Here is a 21,326-nt window from a genome sequence, read left to right as displayed (position 1 = left end):
TTGAAAAAAATGAAGATCATTCACATAGTTAGTATATGATTTTTCATCATCAAAATGTGTATAGATGTTTTACACAATTACATCCGATTCTAAACCTTTTTCGGTCTCTTTTTCCATCCTCAACAGTTCTTGGAAGGAAGCCAATGCGACTTCGACTTGATCATCGGTAGGGGCTTTGGTTGTCAATAACTGAAGCCAAAGGCCGGGATAGCCAAGGTAACGCAGGATGGGAATATCCCGTACTTTGTTGGTCAACTGCAATACTTCGAATGCTATGCCAAGCACGACGGGGATAAGCAAAATGCGATCCACGACACGGAGCCATAATGGATCGGTCGGAACAATCATATAGACGAACATACCTACAATGACTGTAAATAAAATAAAGCTGCTGCCACAGCGATAATGAAGGCGTGAACTTTCCTGCACATTTGCAACCGTCAATTCTTTTCCGCTTTCAAAGCAATTGATCACCTTATGCTCTGCTCCGTGATACTGAAAGACCCGCTTGATCAATGGCGTCATGGATACTGCGTAAATGTATACCAGCAATAATATCAACTTGAACAAGCTTTCGATTAAAACCTGGGCCATATGGCCGCTGAAGATGGGTCTTGTCAATTCGGCAAGAAAGACTGGAATCAAAGTGAAAAGCAGCTTCCCGAATAGGAAGGAAAGTACACCGATTACGGCAACTCCAAGCCAGACACTTATTTTAGAAGATTCCTTCGTTTCTTTTTTCTTTTCTACCTTTTCTTCCTGCTTTTCCCCGTCTTCTTCTTCATACTGTTCAGTTGAAAAGTTAAGATGTTTCGAACCGGTGGCACTTGACTGAATCAGTGATACGATACCCCGTAGAAACGGTATTTTTTTTAAGCGGTTTACAACAGGTTTCGATTCACGCGGCAGATGATAATATACAATCGTCGAATCTTTGCGGCGTACCGCAGTGACTGTGTGATGTTTGCCACCGAACATGACGCCTTCCACTACAGCCTGCCCTCCATAAACAGGTTTTTGAACCTCAGACATTTCTACACCAACCTAATAGTTATTCACGTAGCTCTCTCAAGGGTGCTAACATGTGTATTGTCAAGCATCACAAGGGTTTAAGGCGGTCCTCCAAAATTGAATGGAAGCTTTACCCTTGCAATTACTTTATGAATGTTGAATCACAGGAAGGTATTATCCTGTGTACATTATAAATTTCAACAGAGGAAGGGGATTTTCCTCTGAAAAAAGCAGATTATTTATGATTTAATCATACAGAATTAATCTCAAAACCTCTAGTGATTCTCCTCCCCAACAATAAAAAAAAATAGTTCTAATTAACAAAGGGCATACTACGTAGCGGAGGTGTTTGATATGTCTTCTAATGAAAATGGACAAATTCAACAGGAATATCAAAGCATGTTTATCTACAATGTACTTGCTGTCGGTTTTGTTGGGGGGGCTTTAGCCAGTTTTATCGGAATCATAGCCCATTATATTAACTTTATGGATTTTAGCCCAAAATTCATACTTACTTCGTGGTCCAATATGACCTGGATCGATCATTGGCTCGGTACGGTAATGACCATAATTTTGTTCGGAATTCTATCTGTGGGGATCGCTTTTATATACTATAGTCTTTTTAAAAGGATGAAGAGTATTTTTCCGGGTATTATTTTGGGGGTGGTTTGCTGGGCTTTGCTGGTATTTGTCCTGAAACCGATGTTCGTCGATTTGCCAACCTTTTCTAAAATGTCAGCAAATACGGTTATAACAAGTGTATGCATTTTTATTATATACGGTCTTTTTGTAGGGTTTTCTATATCATACGATCATCAGGAATATATACGTTATAAAAACAAGGCTGAGAAGCAATCGGAAAGCTGATTGCTTCTTGGTTGTAAAAAAGTAGTAAGACAATTTGTAATTATGATAGAATGTTCATGGAAAGCATTCTTTTAACATGAGCAGGTGTTTGATGATGACAAAAATCTTACTAATCAATGGTCCGAATTTAAATCGCTTGGGGAAGCGGGAACCTGCGCATTATGGATCCTCGACGCTTGCGGATGTGGAAGCGCAATTAATGCTGCAAGCACAAGGGTTAAATGTGGAATTAACCTCTTTTCAAACTAACCATGAGGGAGCGATTATCGACAAGCTCCATTGGTCAGAGGATCATGGGATCGACGGGATTATCATTAATCCTGGAGCTTTTACTCATTATAGCTATGCGATTCGTGATGCAATAGCCGGAATTGATGTTCCAGTGGTGGAAGTGCATATTTCGAACATACATGCCCGTGAAAGCTTTCGGCATGAATCAGTGACCGCACCGGTAACAGCGGGACAGATTGTCGGCTTGGGGATACACGGATATGAATTGGCGTTGCAGGCGATCACAAAGATTGCAAAGGGGAGAAATTAAATGAATAAACTAATGCGCTTAAGAGCCTCAATGGAAAAGGCGGGCATTGATGGTTTTTTGATTACCAGTACATATAACCGTCGATTCATGACCAACTTTACGGGAAGTGCAGGCGTTGTGCTTATTTCCCAAAAAGAAGCTATATTCATCACTGATTTCAGATACGTGGAACAAGCGGGCAAGCAGGCGCCGGACTATGAGATCGTTCAACACAAAGGAACCATCATCGAAGAAGTCGGCAAGCAGGCTAAAGCGATGAATATTGGCAAGCTGGGCTTTGAGCAAGAACACCTGACTTATGCTACATATAAGGCATACGAAGCGGCCTTTGATGGTCAACTTTTGCCGGTGTCGGGGGTAATTGAGAATTTACGCTTGATAAAGACTTCATCAGAGATTAAGATATTAAAGGAAGCGGCTGCTATTGCTGATGCTGCGTTTACACATATTCTGGATTTCCTGCGTCCAGGGATCTCGGAACTGGATGTATCCAATGAACTTGAGTTCTTTATGAGGAAACAAGGGGCAACTTCTTCTTCCTTCGATATTATTGTAGCATCCGGCTTAAGGTCCGCACTTCCGCATGGAGTGGCTACGGATAAAATCATTGAAAAAGGCGATTTCGTCACATTGGATTACGGGGCATACTATAATGGGTATGTGTCTGACATCACTCGGACATTAGCGGTTGGCAAGCCAAGTGAAGAACTTATTAATATTTATGACATTGTTTTAGAAGCTCAACTGCGAGGGATGGCTGGAATCAAACCTGGTATGACTGGCAGGGAAGCGGATGCACTAACTCGAAATCTAATTGAAGAAAAGGGATATGGGCAGTATTTTGGACATTCGACCGGACATGGAATCGGTCTTGAAGTTCATGAGGGTCCAGCATTATCCGTTAGGTCTGATATCATTTTAGAACCAGGTATGGCCGTAACCGTTGAACCGGGCATTTACTTACCGGGGGTAGGCGGAGTGCGGATTGAAGATGATACAATCGTTACACTTGATGGTAACGAAGCACTTACTCATTCAACCAAAGAGTTAATCATTCTGTAAACATGTACATGTAGGAGGACAAATTTATGATTTCTGTAAACGATTTTCGCACGGGTGTTACGATTGAAGTAGATAATGGAATTTGGCAGGTTATCGAGTTCCAACACGTTAAACCTGGTAAAGGTGCAGCTTTTGTACGTTCTAAACTTCGTAACCTTCGTACGGGTTCAATCCAAGAGAAAACATTCCGTGCTGGTGAAAAAGTTGCTAAAGCACATATCGAAAATCGCAAGATGCAGTACCTTTATGCAAGTGGAGATAGCCATGTATTCATGGATAACGAAACATATGACCAAATCGAGCTGCCTGCATCAAGCATTGAACGTGAACTTAAATTCCTTAAGGAAAATATGGAAGTGCATATCATGACTTTCCAAGCGGAAACACTTGGGGTCGAGCTTCCAAACACAGTGGAACTTGAAGTGGCGGAAACGGAGCCGGGAATTAAAGGCGATACATCTTCAGGCGGCACGAAGTCAGCCGTACTTGAGACGGGCCTTTCGGTTCAAGTTCCATTCTTCATCAACCAAGGTGACAAACTATTGATCAATACAAATGAAGGATCATACGTATCACGTGCATAAATGAAAGAAGACCGAGGTGAAGATCTCGGTTTCAGTTTGTAGACAAAAAGGTTTCGGAATGGACTCATTCCGAAACCTTTTTGATTTTTTAGTGGATTTGACTTCATGATGACGCAGATGATTCCATATATTCTTGCCGAATATGGCGTGTCACCACTATCTGATGGTCTTTACTTTCTGTACACTGTAGGATTTGTACTCACGATAGCCCTTTTTATTTGTTGTTGTGTACTTTAAATCTCCATTTTACAAGCTGGCACCAGTTGGTCTAAAGTAATCATTTCAAGCTGATCTCGCTGAATAGAATCATGTTAAAAAAAGAATCCTCATCACCTCAAGTTTTAATAATTCTATTTTAAAACAATAAAGACTTTAGGCAAAAGGGTTCTATCTAAAAGTTAAAACAAAGTTGATTGGAGCGGGTGCACTACGTTCCAATCAACGTCCAAATTGTACAAGCCATAAAAAAACTGTAGACAAACTCGATTTTCATCGAGTTTGTCTACAGAAGAGAAGACTTGGTTATCCTTCATGTTTTACCTTTTTTATGGAGTGGAACCCTCACTGGATTTCTAAAATCAACTGCAACTTTTATTAAATAGGCTTTGTTAAGTAGTATTGTTGTTTTTCAGGTATAAAATATGGGAACGTCCGATTTGGACGTTCCCGTTCTTATTCCATTAAAGCCCCCTATAATGGAATAACTGTAAAGCTAATGAAGCTTTTTTAAAAGCTGCGTTTCCCTGGCCAAGCTCCTTGCATTTTACTAAGGAATACAATTTGCCCAATATGATATGCGTCGTGCATTGCTAAACTCTTCAGTTCAAGCACTAATGAATTATCTTCTCCTGGGATCTGTCTATACAAATCTTCATGTTCTGATTTTGCTAGTATTTTTCCAAGTTCACGATGAACATAAAAGTATTCTTGTTTTGTTTCCTTCCAATTTTCTAACGTCTCAGTTGGTAATCGAAATGTAGATTCATTATTTTCTGCCTGTGGTTCATTCGATGTTTCACCAAGAAACCGCATCAGAAATCTCTTTTCATAGAAAAGTAAATGACAAACTAATTCCCAAATGGAATTCATTGCCCCATCAGCTGGTTTCCAAATTGCCTGTTCAAAAGTAATATCTTTTAGCACTTTTTCAAGTGGTGGAAACCAGTCTTCTTCATCTAAGCAGCTTGCCCATTGTTGTAACAAAAGTGTCTTTACATCCATTTTCTATTCCCTCCAATTTAATCCCTTTAATAGATAATCTCTTTGGTCAAAATTCATTTGCGGCGTGTTGTAGATAGCTCACTAATTAGGGTGTCATGCCAATTCCTTGTTCAATTAAGCTGGCCCTTTAACGGAACAATTAACGTTCCGTTAATTGGAAAATTCTGATAACTTTAGTTTATCATAAGTTGTGTTAACTGAGAAAGAACAACTGTCTAAAACCGTTTTGGTTATCGTAAAGTTATCTTTTATATGTTTGATGGTGTCTAAGAATTGGAACCAGCTCAAAAAAAGGTCTAGATATTTAGTCGCTACACCATTAAAACGCTCCATCCAGCTCTTTAAACGGCTGTGATAACTATTTACATTCTGGATGTGATAAATCCCTTTAACTCGCTCCCTGCCATTTGCTTTAAAGCGATGATGCTCAATTCCTTTTTCTTTGGCATAAGTCATAAACGCCCGCCAAGCATCCGTACATAGTACATTTTGTATTGATAGCTTGGAACCTAACACTTGGTCCTTACTTATTCCTCTAAACTCCGAACTACCACCGCGTAACCTTGGTTTTCGACCTTGGATATTCTGTTTTTCCTTTCTCGGAATAAAGGAAATAGGTTTCATCCATTTCTACTATGCCTTCGAAAAGTTCAAAATCCATCTGTTTCAATGCAGTTAGAATTTTATGCCTCCAATAAAAAAGCGACACATAATGAGCACCAATGAGTTTAGCTGATTTCCGAAGGGAATACCCTTCAATCATACATTCGCTGAACTGAAGCCATTTACTAGGCATATGAGTTCTGTGAAGAGGAGTGTTCGTCATATCTGTGAATGTTTTACCGCGCTCTTTGCAGCGGTATCTTTGACGTTCAATGGTATTGATTGGAATTTTTACCTGATATTTACCGAAGCAATGACATTAGTGGGTTGACAATGGGTGCAGGTGTAGCCGTCTTTGTGTTTCTGTTCTGATACATCAGTGAATACAGACTCTGTTTCTCCCGCACTCCCTAATGAGTTTGTGAAGAACTCCTTCAATCGCTGCTGGTCTCTTTGGCTAAGATTTCTGATTTGGTTAATTATGTCAGATAACGCCAGTAAAACTCACTCGCTCTCGGTAATTTTAGTTCGTTATAGAACAAATGTTCGAGTAAATCAAATAACAACATTATTCTTTAACAAAACCATTAAATAAAAAGACTGTAGACCGAGTTTAATTTCTCGGACTTTTTTTGTCTTTTTAAGATCCGAAGTCATAAAAAAATCAATATATGGTCTGTTTCTTTAATAGCCTGTCATCATTGCAGGGTGGTCGGCATATATTTTATTGAAAGTGGTGTATACAGGAGGATTGTCAAAATGGAAACGATTCTTTCTTTTTTACCGAAAAAATTATACGAGCAACTCCGGGGTATGACACCGATGATGATCGATAAGATGGAAGAGCTGCGAATTCGGGTTGGAAGGCCGCTTGAGGTCATTGTAGGAGGGGAACCATACTTCTTTTCCTATGAAGTGACCCATTCGGATGCGGATCAATTATTGAATCAAATAGGTCAATTTTCGTTATATACACTTGAGGAAGAATTAAAGCGAGGATATATAACCATAGCAGGCGGACATCGGGTGGGGCTTGCTGGCAAGGTGATTTTGGAAAATGGGTCGGTCAAAGCGATCAGGGATATTTCCTCCTTCAATATTCGGGTTGCACGTGAAAAAATAGGTGCAGCTGAACCGCTCACTTCTTACTTATATGACGGGGAATGGCAGCATACAATGTTGATTGGTGCTCCGCAAACGGGAAAAACGACCATATTACGTGATATTGCAAGAATGATATCCAGTGGTAATGAAAAACACGGCATTGCCCCTCAAAAGGTGGGGATAGTGGACGAGCGCTCGGAAATTGCCGGATGTGTTCATGGAGTGCCGCAGCTCCAATTTGGAACAAGGGTTGATGTGCTCGATGGATGTCCTAAAGCGGAAGGGATGATGATGATGATCCGTTCGATGTCCCCGGATGTATTGATCGTGGATGAAATAGGCCGCGCAGCGGATACGCAGGCTGTGCTGGAAGCCGTGAACGCAGGTATTAAACTCATGATAACTACACATGGTCATACACTGGATGAAATTAAAAAACGACCTTTTATCGCCGAAATATTAAAGCAAAACATCTTTGAACGGTTTATAGAATTACAGAGAAGTAAATCCGGTAAGAGGAGCTACAATGTCCTTGATGCTGCGGGAGTTCCCATTTTCTTGGGGGGAAGTGTGAACACGCATGTTTAAGTTAATTGGAGCAGCAATAATTATTATTGCAACGACATGGGCAGGTTTCGAAGCTGCGAAAAAATTAAGTATGAGGCCTCGTCAACTGAGACAGCTGAAAGTCGCCATGCAATCGCTTGAAGCCGAAATAATGTTTGGTCATACACCTTTGAAAGAAGCGTCAAGGAAACTTTCTAAACAGATGGCCAAACCTTTATCCATCTTTTTCGATGCATTTGCAAACCGACTCGAGTCCGGAGAGACCACCGTCAAGGAAGCATGGGATGATAGTTTGAAGAAAATATGGCAATCACTTGCTTTAAAACAGGGGGAATTCGAGATTCTTTCACAGTTTGGGGAGACGCTTGGAAAAAGCGATAAATATCATCAGCAAAAGCAAATCATGCTAACGATGGCACACTTGGAACGGGAAGAGAGCGATGCACTCGACCGACAGGGAAAATATGAAAAAATGATGAAAAGTCTTGGTTTTTTATCAGGGTTATTATTGATCATCTTGCTGATGTAGGAATATGTGGGGGGAATGAAAATGGGCATTGATGTGGACATCATATTTAAAATAGCGGGTGTGGGGCTAGTAGTGGCATTTCTTCACACGATACTCGATCAGGTTGGGAAGAAGGAATATGCCCAGTGGGTGACACTTTTCGGATTCATCTATATTTTATTCATGGTAGCTTCTGTAGTAGAGGATTTATTTCAAAAAATTAAATCTGTATTTCTATTTCAGTAAGGGAGGGATTCGCGATTGAAATCATAAAAATCGTGGCCATTGCCCTAGTTGCCACCTTTTTGGCACTGATCGTCAAAGAGCAAAAACCAAATTTCGCCTTCCTGCTTGTCGTTTTTGTAGGATGCTCCATTTTTCTTTTTTTGGCTGACAAAATATACGAAATTATTTTAATGTTAGAAAAAATCGCGGTTAATGCGAATGTAAATACCGTGTATCTAGAGACCATCTTAAAAATAATCGGAATTGCCTATATTGCAGAATTCGCTTCTCAAATTACAAAAGATGCAGGGCAAGGTTCCCTCGCTTCCAAAATAGAATTAAGCGGAAAAATCTTGATTCTTGCCATGGCGATTCCGATTTTAACGGTCATTATCGAAACGATTTTACAGATGCTCCCAAGTTAACGGATTACTTCTACTAGTCAATGAGGTGAATGTATGAAGCAGCGGATGCCTTACTTATCCATTCTATTCGTTTTACTCTTTTTTTTGCATGCATCTATTGGACAAGCTGCCGAAAATCCTGAAAATGGTGAAATCGAACAAGAGCCGATCATGCAGTCCGAGCTGGTACAAGCCCAAATAGAAAGGCTGGGTGTCGATGAGCTCAAACAATATTGGGATGACATCGTTACGGAATATGGAGGATTTCTACCGGAAAGCCAGAAAGGGAGCTTTATGGACTTCGTAAGCGGCGATAAGAAATTTTCCTTTGACGAATGGATAAAGGGAATGACAAAATTCATTTTTCATGAACTGCTCGTGAATGGAAAGCTGCTGGGATCACTCATTTTATTAACCGTTTTCAGCATGTTCCTCCAGTCTTTGCAGAATGCGTTCGAGCAAAGCTCCGTGAGTAAGGTCGCTTATGCAATCGTTTATATGGTGCTGATCATTTTGGCACTTAACAGTTTTCATGTGGCGATTGAATATACAAAAGATACGATAGATTTGATGATTTCCTTTTTAATGGCGCTCATCCCTTTACTCTTGGCATTGATAGCTGCTTCAGGGGGACTTGTATCAGCAGCTTTCTTTCACCCGGTATTAATGTTTTTGATGAATACAAGCGGTATCTTGATCCAGTTTGTCGTCCTTCCGTTATTATTCTTTGCAGCGATTTTAAGCATCGTCAGCACGCTGACCGAACATTATAAAGTGACACAGCTGGCACAGCTTCTCCGTAATTTTGCCATCGGTATCCTTGGGGCATTCATGACCATATTTCTTGGTGTAATATCCGTTCAGGGGGCATCATCTGCTGTAGCTGACGGAGTGACGATCAGGACAGCCAAATTCGTGACAGGTAACTTTATACCGGTAATAGGGCGCATGTTTACCGATGCAACGGATACGGTCATAAGTGCCTCCGTTCTTTTGAAGAATACAGTCGGCTTGTCTGGCGTCATCATACTCTTGCTCATTACCACGTTTCCCGCCATAAAAATCCTGATGATTTCTTTTGTCTATAAATTGGCAGCGAGTCTTTTGCAGCCGCTTGGCGGAGGACCTGTAATAAAATGCCTTGACATTATTAGTAAAAGCATGATTTATATTTTCGCTGCATTGGCCATTGTCTCACTCATGTTTTTTTTAAGTATCACGGTAATTATCGCCTCTGGAAACATTACCTTGATGGTTCGTTAGAAAGGAGGAGGGCTTGGTGAGTTTTTTAGCTGGCTGGGTATCCAACATCATCATATTTGTATTGCTGGCTACTGTGATCGATATGCTTCTTCCGAATTCAGCTTTACAGAAGTATGCCAAAATGGTTATCGGGCTTTTACTGATTGCGATCATCATCACTCCTATATTGGGATTATTCAATAAGGATTTCGATGATATTCTCACTGCGGCTACTAGTGAATTTGAGGATCAGAAAAAAAAAGATTTAGGAAATTTGACAGAAATGAAGAAAAAAGAAATACAAGCTACCCAGGGTGCATATATTTTAAAACAAATGGCTGTTGACTTACAGGCAGAAGTGGAAGAGGAGCTGATGGTGGATTATAACATGAAGATTAGTTCAATTGATGTAGGGGTCAAGAATGAGGAAGAACCTGGTGTTGATGATCTGCAGAACATAACCATCTCATTGGAAAAGGCAGAAGGGAAAGAAAACTCGGAGATAGAGGCAGTAGCGAAGGTTGATATCAATGCAGATAGCCCATCCACTTCAAATGATGCCAATCTGGAGGCTGTCAAAAGGTTTCTGGCAACAAGTTGGTCTGTTGATGAAGAGATCATTGAAATCGCCGGGGAAAGGAAGTGACTGAGTATTGAACAAAGACAAAGGTCCATTATCCTGGCTGCAAAAACTATTAAATAAAGACCCTGACCAAAAAGAGCCTAAGGAAAAAAAACCTTCCCTGTATGTCTATGCTCTAATAGTTGTCCTTTTGGGATCGGGAATCATGATGGCCGGGAATTTGTTAACCACCAACCAGACGGGACAAACATCTGAAGTGACGACTGTATTCAATAATGATAAACAGCAGGATGATGAAGAGGATGTTGAAACATTCGGTCAGAAGAAATCAGAATTCAAGACTACAAAAGACTATGAAATATATCTACAGAATGAAATGAAGGAAGCGCTTGAATCCATCGCAGGCGTCCAGGATGTGAAAGTCGTAATCTACGTCGATGCATCCGAGAAGAAAGTATATGAACGAAACAAAGTCACCCAAAAACAAGTCACTGAAGAAACCGACCAGGAAGGCGGCAAAAGGACGGTCGAAGACACATCGGTTGATGAACAGCTCGTTTTGGTCAAGAGCGGTGAGAAAGAAGGACCGATCATTTCGGAAACGAAAAAACCTAGTGTACGAGGAGTCCTGGTAGTCGCAAAAGGGGCCGAAAACATTCAAATAAAGAAGTGGATCATCGAGGCTGTCACACGCTCACTTGATGTACCGAGTCACAGAGTTTCTGTCATGCCTAAAAAATAAGGGGGAAAATCTACATGTTATTAAAAAAACAAACCGTTTGGTTATTGACTATGCTAAGTTTGGTCGTTGTGCTTTCAGTCTATTATTTAACCGCTCCTGAAGAAAATGCCGCCGATATGACGTCGACAGAGCAAATGGAACAGGAAGAAAATAAAACTGAAAGTAAAACAGAGAACAAAGCGGATACAAAAGGGGAAACTAATAGTGAAAAAGAAACGTCCAAAAATACAGAAGGTTCCTCTGTAACCATTGCATCTGGAGATGAGTTCGAATCCTTAAGGATGCAGATTGAAGATGAACGGGCGAAGCTGAATGAAGAATTGACTGCAAAGATGGGCAACACAGAATTATCAGCTGAAGAACGAGACGAGGCTTATGCAAAAATCGAACAATTAAGTGAAACGAAAGTAAAAGAAAATATCATCGAAAACTTAATTGTTGCCATGGATTACAATGCCGCACTGGTCCGGGTGGACGGAACGGATGTAAAGGTGAGTGTCAAGGCCGATAAACAAACGAAAACAGAGGCTAATAACATTATCCGCCTCGTAAGGAAAGAAGTGAGCGATGCGCAAAATGTAGTGGTCGACTTCCAACCGGAAAAGTAATCACACATACAGAACGCTGATACAGAACAGTCTAACATCCTAAAAATTTGAAAGCCCTCCTTAATAAAAAAAGGGAGGCTTTTTATTATGATTTTTTTAACTATCTCAAACCGGGAAACTTTAGAGGAAAAGTTTTTTTATGTCAATTGATATCAGGAACTCAAATAGAATCGGTGATATTCATCCTCCGTAATATTCTAGAAAAGTAATTATGGTGGATATTATTGCTGATTTTCTACGAGTGAAATGCAAAATTCAAGAGAAAGCGTTAAGGTGCCCCAGTTGAAAAATATTCACAATATTATAATAAAGGTGTAATATAAAAGTATGGATAACAAGTTACAACTAATCTATCATTGAATTTGTATAAGCTAATATTGTATGATGTTAGAAGCTGGTCATAAACTTTTCAATTCTCTAAGGGAAACAATATTTTGAGAAAGTGAAATATCTGTTATAATACAGATGAGGTTTGTATTCAGTTTATTCGCATTCGCATAAAGAAAGCGGCTACTTTGTGCAGTATTGGACAAAGTAGGATAAGCTAAGGGTAAGGTTACATAAAATATTATTGCCTCACAAACTCATATTAAATTAGACAAGGGGTGCCACAAAATGAAAGTGCAAGAAATTCGTGAAATTATTAAGCTAGTCGATCAATCAAATATCAGTGAATTCGTTTTTGAAAATGAAGGAACGAAAATTAAATTGAAAAAAACTGAAACGGGTACAGTATTACACCCAGCAGCAGCTCCAGCAGTTGTTCAAACCAATGCAGCTGTAGAGGTCAAGCCCGCAGCGGCCCCTGCCCCTGAAGTGCCGAAAGCTGTTGAACCTGCAAAACCGGCTGCAGCAGACACTGAAAATTTACATAAAATCACTTCTCCGATGGTCGGGACATTCTACCAATCTCCTGCACCGGATTCACCTGCATACGTAAAAACAGGCGATAAAGTAACGGGGGATTCCATTGTCTGCATCGTGGAAGCCATGAAGCTTTTCAATGAAATCGAAGCCGAAGTAAGCGGTGAAATCGTTGAAGTCCTTGTAAAAGAAGGCCAGCTTGTAGAATATGGTCAACCATTATTTTTAGTAAAGCCGGAATGAGGAGCTGTTTCTAAATGATTAAAAAGGTATTAATTGCCAATCGCGGGGAAATTGCTGTCCGAATCATCCGGGCATGCAAGGAATTAGGAATCGAGACTGTTGCGGTCTATTCAGAAGCAGATAAAGAAGCATTACATGTTCAACTTGCGGATGAAGCATATTGCATCGGTCCTAAATTATCAAAAGACAGTTATTTAAATACAACGAACATTATCAGCACAGCCAAGAAAACGGGATCCGATGCGATTCACCCAGGATATGGATTCCTTGCTGAAAATGCTGACTTTGCTGAGCTATGCCGTGAATGCAATATCATTTTCATCGGTCCTAGCCCCGAAGCAATCAATAAAATGGGAACAAAGGACGTAGCAAGGGAAACCATGCGCAAAGCTGGTGTACCGATCGTACCAGGTTCTAAAGGCATAATTAAGGATACGGATGAGGGTGTGGCTTTAGCTAATGAAATGGGCTATCCAGTCATCATCAAAGCTACTGCCGGCGGGGGCGGTAAAGGTATCCGCGTCGCAAGGACGGAAGAAGATCTCATTAAAGGCATTAACATCACACAACAGGAAGCCGCGACGGCATTTGGGAATCCAGGCGTGTATATTGAAAAGTTCATCGAGGACTTCCGGCACGTTGAAATACAGGTCATGGCAGATAATCATGGCAATGCCATCCATTTAGGTGAGCGTGATTGTACGGTCCAGCGACGTTTGCAAAAACTTGTTGAAGAAACCCCTTCACCGGCATTGGATGGTGAAACACGTGCGGAAATGGGGCAGGCTGCAGTTACGGCAGCACTTGCCGTTAATTATTCAGGTGCCGGAACAGTAGAATTTATTTATGACTATGTGAATAGAAAATACTACTTTATGGAAATGAATACACGTATCCAGGTTGAACACCCAGTTACAGAAATGGTAACGGGCGTGGATTTGATTAAAGAACAGATCAAAGTTGCTTCAGGCAGCAAACTATCGCTTTCGCAAGAGGATGTCACTTATAACGGATGGTCTATCGAATGCCGGATCAATGCGGAAAATCCAGAAAAGAATTTCATGCCTTCCGCAGGTAAGATTCAAATGTATTTACCGCCAGGCGGCTACGGAGTTCGTGTTGATTCCGCGGCATACCCTGGGTACTCGATACCGCCGTATTACGATTCCATGATCGCTAAATTGATTGTCCATGCACCTACTAGGGAAGAGGCAATCGAGAAGATGAAACGCGCCTTAGGTGAGTTTGTCATTGAAGGGATCAGTACCACAATTCCTTTCCATATTAAGTTACTTCAGCATGAACAATTTGTTTCCGGAGAATTTAATACCAAATTCCTTGAAATATATGATGTAATGAACTCATAATGTAAAGGAAGACAGGAGGTGCTTTTGAATGAGTGAAATGGAAGGCCAATTACTCGAAATGAATGATTATAATAGTGGGCTGGGCAAAGTGGAGATCGCACCTGAGGTAATAGAGGTGATTGCGGGTATCGCTGCATCGGAAGTTGAAGGTGTTGCACATATGCGCGGTAATTTCGCCACAGGTGTTGTTGAAAAGCTTGGGAAAAAGAACCACGGTAAAGGTGTTAAAGTGGACTTAACGGGAGAATCCATCAAAGTCGAACTTTATTGTGTCATGAAGTTTGGTGTTTCAATTCCGAAAGTTGCTCAGGAAGTGCAAGATAACATTCGTGAAGCTTTGTTGAATATGACCGCTATCGACGCGGGCGAAGTGAACATTCATGTAGTGGGCATTGCGTTTGAGAACGCTAAACAAGAAGCGGATTACGAACAAGAAGTGTAAGTGGCTTAATTCGATTCGCACCTGCAAAAACCCGGCAAAAAGCCGGGTTTTTGTTTTTTTGAATGTTAACTCCAGATACCCCGTTTTTGAGGCCTGCTTATAATATTAAATTTAAATGAACATAATAAGGCGGTGTCTGGAAGTTTCCCTTTAATTCAAGGGTGATTTCTGTTAGAGTGTAATAGGTGAAATATGAGCATGAAAGCTAGGCATGAGCTTTTTGACACTTTCAAAAAGTATGGGACTGTGTTGGCCGTTTAATTCCGAATGTAATCTTGAATTGTTATCCTGAATCAAGATATTTGAGTCTTTTGGCCTTAATTTTAGTGGGATTTAGCTTGTTTTTTAAATAATATAGCGAAAATCTTAATATTTTTGAAAAAATGTTATTTAATGTTCGTTTGTTCTAGCATTTTCATATATAATAGTAGATGTTAAAGGAGTAAGATTATGAAAAGAAGAGAAGCCCGTGAAAAATCCCTTCAAGCACTATATCAAATAGATATTGCCAACTCGAATGCAGAAGAAGCAATGGAAAGCGTACTGGATGGTGCTCCTACTGATGAATACTTCAAGAAATTAGTAATGGGGATAACGGAAAATCGTGAACAAATTGATGGAATGATCAGGGACAATTTAGAGAATTGGACGTTGGAAAGACTGGCGAACATTGATCGGAATTTACTGCGGATCGCGGTTTATGAAATGATTCACAGTGAAGATGTTCCTGTAAGTGTCGCAATGAATGAAGCTATTGAAATTGCTAAGAAATTCGGTGATGATCAATCGAGCAGCTTTGTAAATGCCGTTTTATCCAAAGTGAAGGTGAAAAGCGGCAGCTAAAGCTGCAGCCTTGAACAAGGATTCTCTCAGCAATTTCTTTAGCAAAATTAACTTGGGAGGAATAAACACATGTCAGCTCAAATCATTAATGGTAAAGAAATTGCAGAGTCAGTTAGGCAGGAAATCAGTAAGGAAGTTCAACAGTTACGTGAAAAAAATATCGTTCCGGGTTTGGCTGTAATCCTGGTGGGTGACAATCAAGCATCACAAACCTATGTGCGCAATAAGCAAAAGGCCTGTGAGGACTTGGGTATGCATTCCGTATTAATTAAAAAGCCTGCGGAACTCTCTCAGGAGGAATTAATTCAGAGCATTGCTGAATTAAACCAGGATGACAGCATTCATGGTATATTGGTGCAGCTGCCATTGCCTGGACATATTCAGGAAAAAGCGATCATTGAAGCGATTTCCCCTGAAAAGGATGTAGATGGATTTCACCCGATTAATATTGGGCGGATGATGACGGGACAGGATGCATTTTTACCTTGTACTCCATACGGCGTCATGGTGATGCTTGAGTATATCGACTACGACCTTGAAGGTAAGCATGTTGTCATCGTTGGGAGAAGTAATATCGTCGGAAAACCAGCCGGACAATTGTTTTTGAATGCAAATGCAACCGTTACATACTGTCATTCACGGACAAAGGATCTTGCATATTATACCAAGCAAGCCGATGTCGTTGTGGCAGCTGTCGGAAAGAGGGACACGATCACGAGTGACCATATTAAAGAAGGCGCAGTCGTCATTGACGTCGGAATGAACAGGAATGATGAAGGGAAGCTTTGCGGTGATGTGGCATTTGATGAAGTGAAAAATAAGGCTTCATACATTACACCTGTTCCTAAAGGCGTTGGTCCCATGACGATTACGATGCTTATGAAGAATACGGTCAAATCTGCTCAAAAAGCACTTGAACTGAACAAGCAAGCATTAAAAAACTGAAAAAAACGTTAAATTATTTTAAAGAAGCGGACCTCTTGTTTTATAATAACGGGAGACCGCTTTTTTTCCATTCATGGATCCATAGGTGAGTTTTCTTTATATCCGATTTCCATCGGAAGGAGACATTATATGAGCAACCAACAATATTTGAGTGTGTCGGCTTTAACTAAGTACATCAAAAGGAAATTCGATGCCGACCCCCATTTGCAAAATGTATACATAAAAGGTGAAATTTCGAATTTTAAACAACATACAAGCGGACATATGTATTTTACTTTAAAGGATGAGAAGGCCCGACTTCTTTCCGTTATGTTTGCTGCAAATAATAAAGGGATGAAATTCCTGCCCGAAAATGGTATGAAGGTACTTGTTAAGGGCGATATATCGTTATATGAAGCTGGGGGACAGTATCAGCTTTATGTGAAAAGCATGGCCCCTGATGGTGTGGGGGATTTGTATCTTGCTTATGAACAGCTGAAGAAAAAGCTGGAGGCTGCAGGTTTGTTTTTGGCCGAACATAAGAAGCCGATCCCGCAGTACCCTAAGTCTGTAGGAGTCATAACCTCCCCGACCGGAGCTGCATTAAGAGATATCCTGATAACCATCAAGCGGAGATATCCAATCGCCAGGATCATCGTTTATCCAGCACTTGTACAAGGGAATAATGCCGCTAAATCGATTGCCAAGGCAATTTCAATGGCTAACGCAAGGGCGGAAAGCGATGTTCTCATTGTCGGAAGGGGTGGCGGGTCGATCGAGGAGCTATGGGCCTTTAATGAGGAGATAGTGGCTGAATCGATTTATGATTCCGATATACCGGTAATTTCTGCTGTCGGTCACGAAACTGATTTTACCATTGCTGATTTTGTCGCCGATATGCGTGCTCCTACACCGACTGGTGCAGCGGAGTTAGCGGTTCCTCACTTGAATGAAATACTCGAACGCCTGATGAACCGCAAAAATCGGTTGACCCGCTCCATTCAAGAAGCGGTTAATTTTGAACGAACCCGTTTGACCAGGATGGAGAGGTCTTATGCTTTCCGTTATCCGCATAAAATGTATGAACAGAAGCTGGAACAGCTAGACAAGACGATGGACAGGCTAGGGAGGACCAGCACGCGATATTTCATGAAAAAGAGAGATGAGCTGAATCAGCTGAACGAAATTCTGAAAAAGCAGCATCCTGAACAAGCGGTGAAAAATGCGAAAGATGAATTGCGGCAGCATGCAAAGGTTTTACGTAGGGCCATGGAAGCCATCTATCGGCAAAAATCACAGCAATTCGTTCATATTACAGCCACTTTGTCTGCTCTCAGTCCACTAAAAATCATGGAACGGGGCTATGGATTGGTTTTTGCTGAGGATGAGACATTAGTGAAAAGTACACAGCAAGTATCCAAAGGGGATAAGATAGCGGTTTCGATAAAAGATGGAACCCTTGAATGTGAAATTAAAGAAATAAAGGAGCGGATTGAACCATGACAAAAAAACAGGAAGCTACATTTGAAGAAGCGATGGAGAATCTCGAAAAAATTGTAGAACAGTTGGAAGAAGGCGATGTGCCCTTGGAAGAAGCCATCTCCATATATAAACAAGGAATGGATTTATCAAGGCTTTGCCATTCAAAGCTTAAGGCTGTTGAAGATCAGTTGACTCAAATTTTACGCGAAGATGGGGAACTTGAAAACTTCGCTGTACAGGAGGAAGAATGACATGGGTACGGCGTCCTTTGAAATGTTTTCTAAAGAATATAAAACGGTTATAGAACGGGAAATCGTGGAATATGTCAATAAACTTAAAGCACCGGCAGTGGTCAAAGAAGCCATGATCTATTCGCTGGAGGCAGGGGGTAAACGGATTCGCCCGTTATTGGTCTTTGCGGTGCTGGAGGCCTTTGGGAAAAGCTTGAGGATCGGGATTCCTGCGGCGGCTGCCATTGAAATGATCCATACATATTCTTTGATTCATGATGATCTTCCGGCGATGGATGATGATGATCTCCGCCGCGGAAAACCGACGAACCATAAAGTGTTCGGTGAAGCGGTGGCAATACTGGCAGGTGATGCGCTTCTTACATATAGCTTTCAATTGGTGACGGATATGATCGATCCCGAGGTGACGGCTGAAATGAAGCTGAACCTTGTAAGTGAAATTGCGAAGTCTGCCGGAGCCGAAGGAATGGTCGGAGGTCAAGTTGCCGATATGGAAGGTGAAAATAAACAGCTGACCCTTCAGGAATTGGAGTATATCCATGAACATAAAACAGGGAAGTTATTGACTGCAAGCATCCTTTCCGGTGCTATATTATCCGGAGCGAATGAAGAACAGCAACTCCATTTACGTGACTTTGCATACCACCTGGGGCTTGCTTTTCAAATTCGGGATGATATTCTGGATATTGAAGGGTCCGTCGAGTTGATCGGCAAGCCGGTTGGCAGTGATGTGGGTAATCATAAAAGCACATATCCTTCTTTACTTACGCTTCAAGGGGCAAAGGAAAAGTTGGAACATCATATAGAACTTGCCCATGCCGCTTTAGGAAAAACAACCTTACAAACGGGTTTGTTGAATGAACTAACCGATTTAATAGCGAACCGTAACCATTGATTGAGCTAAATTTGTTATCAATTGAGGTTTTATGGTATACTCATTGTGCAAAAATATGTGAAAATCAAAATGAATTTTTTAATTGAGATACGTGATAAAATAGGTATATTAAGCCGCCGAAATCACCTGGGTGTTGGCGGCTATTTTTTAACTTAAAACCAATTTTTCGGTCAAGTCCCCCATAGCCCTCTTTTATGAGGCTTTGTTTATGCTTATAACCGAAAATGACAGAAAGTGAGTGGTCCTGTTTGGATCTTCTATCTATAAAAGACCCTTCTTTTTTGAAGAAGATGAATAATGAAGAACTTGTCGAGTTAAGTATGGAAGTACGTAAATTCCTCGTGGAAAAATTATCGGTGACAGGTGGGCATATTGGTCCCAATTTAGGTGTCGTCGAGTTGACTATAGCCTTGCATAAAGAATTCGACAGTCCGAATGATAAAATTTTATGGGATGTCGGACATCAATCCTATGTTCATAAGATCCTGACTGGCAGAGCAGGAGAGTTCGACACCTTAAAGAAATACAAAGGTCTTTGCGGTTTTCCTAAAATGATCGAAAGCCCCCATGATGTTTGGGAAACCGGTCACAGTTCGACTTCCCTTTCAGCTGCAATGGGAATGGCTGCTGCCCGTGATATCAAAGGTGAAAACAGTTTTATTCTGCCAGTGATTGGGGACGGTGCCCTAACAGGCGGAATGGCGCTTGAAGCGTTGAATCATATCGGTGATGAAAAAAAGGACATGATCGTTATCCTGAATGATAATGAAATGTCCATAGCACCTAACGTAGGTGCCCTGCACACGATATTGGGAAGATTGCGTACAGCGGGTAAATATAACTGGGCAAAAGATGAATTGGAGCTGCTTTTGAAAAAAATCCCTGCAGTTGGTGGTAAACTTGCAGCTACAGCTGAACGCCTTAAGGATAGCATGAAGTACTTATTGGTTTCAGGAATCTTTTTCGAGGAGCTCGGTTTCACATACCTTGGACCAGTGGATGGTCATAATTATGAAGAATTGCTGGAGAATTTAAGATATGCCAAGAAAACGAAGGGACCTGTACTGCTGCATGTCATCACGAAAAAAGGCAAAGGCTATTCACCTGCCGAGCTGGATACAACAGGAAACTGGCATGGGACAGGCCCATACAAAATCGAGACAGGCGATTTCGTGAAATCCCCTAGTAAAGGTCCTGCTTGGAGCGCTCTTGTAAGCGATACTGTCAGCAGGCTAGCCCGTGACGATGAGCGGATTGTCGCGATTACACCTGCAATGCCCGTAGGTTCGAAATTGGTGGGCTTTTCTCAAGAGTTTCCAGAGCGTTTCTATGATGTAGGGATTGCCGAGCAGCATGCTGCAACTTTTGCAGCCGGATTGGCAACGCAAAAAATGAAACCTTTCCTGGCTATATATTCAACATTCCTGCAAAGGGCTTATGACCAGGTGGTGCATGATATCTGCCGTCAGAATTTGAACGTATTCATTGGGATCGACCGTGCCGGATTAGTTGGTTCCGATGGTGAAACGCATCAAGGCGTTTTCGACATTGCTTTCTTACGCCATGTACCGAATATGGTGTTGATGATGCCGAAAGATGAAAACGAAGGTCAGCATATGGTCAATACGGCCTTAAACTATGATGATGGTCCTATTGCTATGCGTTTCCCTCGTGGGAATGGTTGGGGAGTTGTGATGGATACTGAATTACAGCAGATTCCAATCGGTTCGTGGGAAGTTCTTAAAGAAGGAACGGATGCTGCCATCTTAACGTTCGGTACAACGATTCCCATGGCTCTTGAAGCGGCAGAACTGCTCGAGAAAGAGGATTATTCAGTTAAGGTGATCAATGCCCGGTTCATTAAGCCTTTGGATGAGAACATGCTAAGCAGTCTCCTTGGTGAAAAAATGCCTATTTTGACAATAGAAGAAGCGGTTCTTCAAGGTGGTTTTGGTAGTTCAGTACTTGAATATGCCCATGATCAAGGATTTTATGGGGCAATTATAGATCGAATGGGGATACCTGATTATTTCATTGAACATGGAAGTGTCGATGAACTGCTTGAAGAAATCGGTTTAACGACTGAGACAGCGATCAAAAAGATTAAAATGATAACACCCAAAAAAGAAAAAAGGGCCTGACA

General features: G+C 41.2%; 23 protein-coding genes and 1 pseudogene. 21 read left to right on the top strand and 3 right to left on the bottom strand.

The features are described 5' to 3' along the window. Positions 1-69: 69 nt before the first annotated feature. The gene (locus tag V3595_RS14625; protein WP_485907922.1) at positions 70-1,032 is read right to left on the bottom strand and encodes a DUF1385 domain-containing protein; all 963 of its coding nucleotides are present in this window, start codon (positions 1,030-1,032) and stop codon (positions 70-72) included. Between the two features lie 333 nt (positions 1,033-1,365). Here V3595_RS14625 and V3595_RS14620 point away from each other — a divergent pair, with 333 nt between their 5' ends. From V3595_RS14620 to efp, 4 genes are all read left to right on the top strand, one after another. Further along, positions 1,366-1,878: a YqhR family membrane protein gene (locus V3595_RS14620; RefSeq protein WP_485907920.1), complete on the top strand. Its 513-nt coding sequence runs from the start codon at positions 1,366-1,368 to the stop codon at positions 1,876-1,878. Positions 1,879-1,972: 94 nt separating this feature from the next. Next, positions 1,973-2,419, top strand: coding sequence for a type II 3-dehydroquinate dehydratase (gene aroQ / locus V3595_RS14615; protein WP_485907918.1), 447 nt, complete (start codon positions 1,973-1,975; stop codon positions 2,417-2,419). Continuing rightward, a complete protein-coding gene (locus V3595_RS14610; RefSeq protein WP_485907916.1) occupies positions 2,420-3,481 on the top strand; it encodes a M24 family metallopeptidase in 1,062 nt (353 codons plus the stop codon). 26 nt (positions 3,482-3,507) lie between these two features. Then, positions 3,508-4,065, top strand: a complete 558-nt coding sequence (gene efp, locus V3595_RS14605) for an elongation factor P (protein WP_034308328.1) — start codon at positions 3,508-3,510, stop codon at positions 4,063-4,065. 726 nt (positions 4,066-4,791) lie between these two features. On the opposite strand, the gene V3595_RS14600 is transcribed toward efp, so the two are convergent. Together V3595_RS14600 and V3595_RS14595 are read right to left on the bottom strand one after the other, a co-directional pair. Then, a complete protein-coding gene (locus V3595_RS14600; protein WP_485907914.1) occupies positions 4,792-5,286 on the bottom strand; it encodes a DinB family protein in 495 nt (164 codons plus the stop codon). A gap of 150 nt (positions 5,287-5,436) precedes the next feature. Then, positions 5,437-6,387: pseudogene (locus V3595_RS14595) on the bottom strand (IS1595 family transposase). A gap of 261 nt (positions 6,388-6,648) precedes the next feature. Between V3595_RS14595 and spoIIIAA the strand changes: the two are divergent. The 17 genes from spoIIIAA to dxs all read left to right on the top strand — a co-directional run bounded on the left by spoIIIAA (position 6,649) and on the right by dxs (position 21,324). Continuing rightward, the gene (spoIIIAA, locus tag V3595_RS14590) at positions 6,649-7,581 is read left to right on the top strand and encodes a stage III sporulation protein AA (protein WP_485907913.1); all 933 of its coding nucleotides are present in this window, start codon (positions 6,649-6,651) and stop codon (positions 7,579-7,581) included. Next, entirely contained in the window at positions 7,574-8,089 is a 516-nt protein-coding gene (gene spoIIIAB, locus V3595_RS14585; RefSeq protein ID WP_137016202.1) for a stage III sporulation protein SpoIIIAB, read from the top strand. The genes spoIIIAA and spoIIIAB overlap by 8 nt, the downstream gene beginning before the upstream one ends. 21 nt (positions 8,090-8,110) lie before the next feature. Further along, entirely contained in the window at positions 8,111-8,314 is a 204-nt protein-coding gene (spoIIIAC, locus tag V3595_RS14580) for a stage III sporulation protein AC (protein ID WP_034308319.1), read from the top strand. 14 nt (positions 8,315-8,328) lie between these two features. After that, positions 8,329-8,718, top strand: a complete 390-nt coding sequence (gene spoIIIAD, locus V3595_RS14575; protein WP_094246647.1) for a stage III sporulation protein AD — start codon at positions 8,329-8,331, stop codon at positions 8,716-8,718. 33 nt (positions 8,719-8,751) lie between these two features. Then, positions 8,752-9,960: a stage III sporulation protein AE gene (gene spoIIIAE / locus V3595_RS14570; RefSeq protein ID WP_402897592.1), complete on the top strand. Its 1,209-nt coding sequence runs from the start codon at positions 8,752-8,754 to the stop codon at positions 9,958-9,960. A 16-nt stretch (positions 9,961-9,976) separates the two neighbouring features. Further along, on the top strand, positions 9,977-10,585 hold the full coding sequence (spoIIIAF, locus tag V3595_RS14565; protein ID WP_485907910.1) for a stage III sporulation protein AF: 609 nt from the start codon (positions 9,977-9,979) through the stop codon (positions 10,583-10,585). 7 nt (positions 10,586-10,592) lie between these two features. Next, a complete protein-coding gene (gene spoIIIAG, locus V3595_RS14560; protein ID WP_260359032.1) occupies positions 10,593-11,264 on the top strand; it encodes a stage III sporulation protein AG in 672 nt (223 codons plus the stop codon). 14 nt (positions 11,265-11,278) lie between these two features. Next, complete coding sequence (locus tag V3595_RS14555) at positions 11,279-11,872, top strand: SpoIIIAH-like family protein (protein ID WP_485907908.1); 594 nt, start codon at positions 11,279-11,281, stop codon at positions 11,870-11,872. Positions 11,873-12,487: 615 nt separating this feature from the next. Continuing rightward, the gene (gene accB / locus V3595_RS14550) at positions 12,488-12,979 is read left to right on the top strand and encodes an acetyl-CoA carboxylase biotin carboxyl carrier protein (RefSeq protein ID WP_137016193.1); all 492 of its coding nucleotides are present in this window, start codon (positions 12,488-12,490) and stop codon (positions 12,977-12,979) included. A 14-nt stretch (positions 12,980-12,993) separates the two neighbouring features. Beyond that, positions 12,994-14,346, top strand: coding sequence for an acetyl-CoA carboxylase biotin carboxylase subunit (accC, locus tag V3595_RS14545; protein ID WP_402897586.1), 1,353 nt, complete (start codon positions 12,994-12,996; stop codon positions 14,344-14,346). Positions 14,347-14,383: 37 nt separating this feature from the next. Continuing rightward, positions 14,384-14,788, top strand: a complete 405-nt coding sequence (locus V3595_RS14540; RefSeq protein WP_222620245.1) for an Asp23/Gls24 family envelope stress response protein — start codon at positions 14,384-14,386, stop codon at positions 14,786-14,788. Positions 14,789-15,238: 450 nt separating this feature from the next. Further along, positions 15,239-15,631 carry a transcription antitermination factor NusB gene (nusB, locus tag V3595_RS14535; protein ID WP_101222528.1) on the top strand — a complete coding sequence of 131 codons (393 nt, stop codon included), beginning with the start codon at positions 15,239-15,241 and terminating at the stop codon, positions 15,629-15,631. 69 nt (positions 15,632-15,700) lie between these two features. Beyond that, positions 15,701-16,576 carry a bifunctional methylenetetrahydrofolate dehydrogenase/methenyltetrahydrofolate cyclohydrolase FolD gene (folD, locus tag V3595_RS14530; RefSeq protein ID WP_485907907.1) on the top strand — a complete coding sequence of 292 codons (876 nt, stop codon included), beginning with the start codon at positions 15,701-15,703 and terminating at the stop codon, positions 16,574-16,576. Between the two features lie 129 nt (positions 16,577-16,705). Next, on the top strand, positions 16,706-18,058 hold the full coding sequence (gene xseA, locus V3595_RS14525; protein WP_485907906.1) for an exodeoxyribonuclease VII large subunit: 1,353 nt from the start codon (positions 16,706-16,708) through the stop codon (positions 18,056-18,058). Continuing rightward, a complete protein-coding gene (locus V3595_RS14520; protein WP_034308286.1) occupies positions 18,055-18,288 on the top strand; it encodes an exodeoxyribonuclease VII small subunit in 234 nt (77 codons plus the stop codon). The genes xseA and V3595_RS14520 overlap by 4 nt, the downstream gene beginning before the upstream one ends. A gap of 1 nt (position 18,289) precedes the next feature. Continuing rightward, complete coding sequence (locus V3595_RS14515; protein ID WP_101222525.1) at positions 18,290-19,183, top strand: polyprenyl synthetase family protein; 894 nt, start codon at positions 18,290-18,292, stop codon at positions 19,181-19,183. 248 nt (positions 19,184-19,431) lie between these two features. Continuing rightward, on the top strand, positions 19,432-21,324 hold the full coding sequence (dxs, locus tag V3595_RS14510; protein ID WP_485907905.1) for a 1-deoxy-D-xylulose-5-phosphate synthase: 1,893 nt from the start codon (positions 19,432-19,434) through the stop codon (positions 21,322-21,324). Positions 21,325-21,326 lie beyond the last annotated feature (2 nt).

The organism is Bacillus sp. CFBP9009 (assembly GCF_036541465.1).
Lineage (GTDB): Bacteria > Bacillota > Bacilli > Bacillales > DSM-1321 > Peribacillus.
This window is presented reverse-complemented; position numbering and strand designations above follow the sequence as displayed.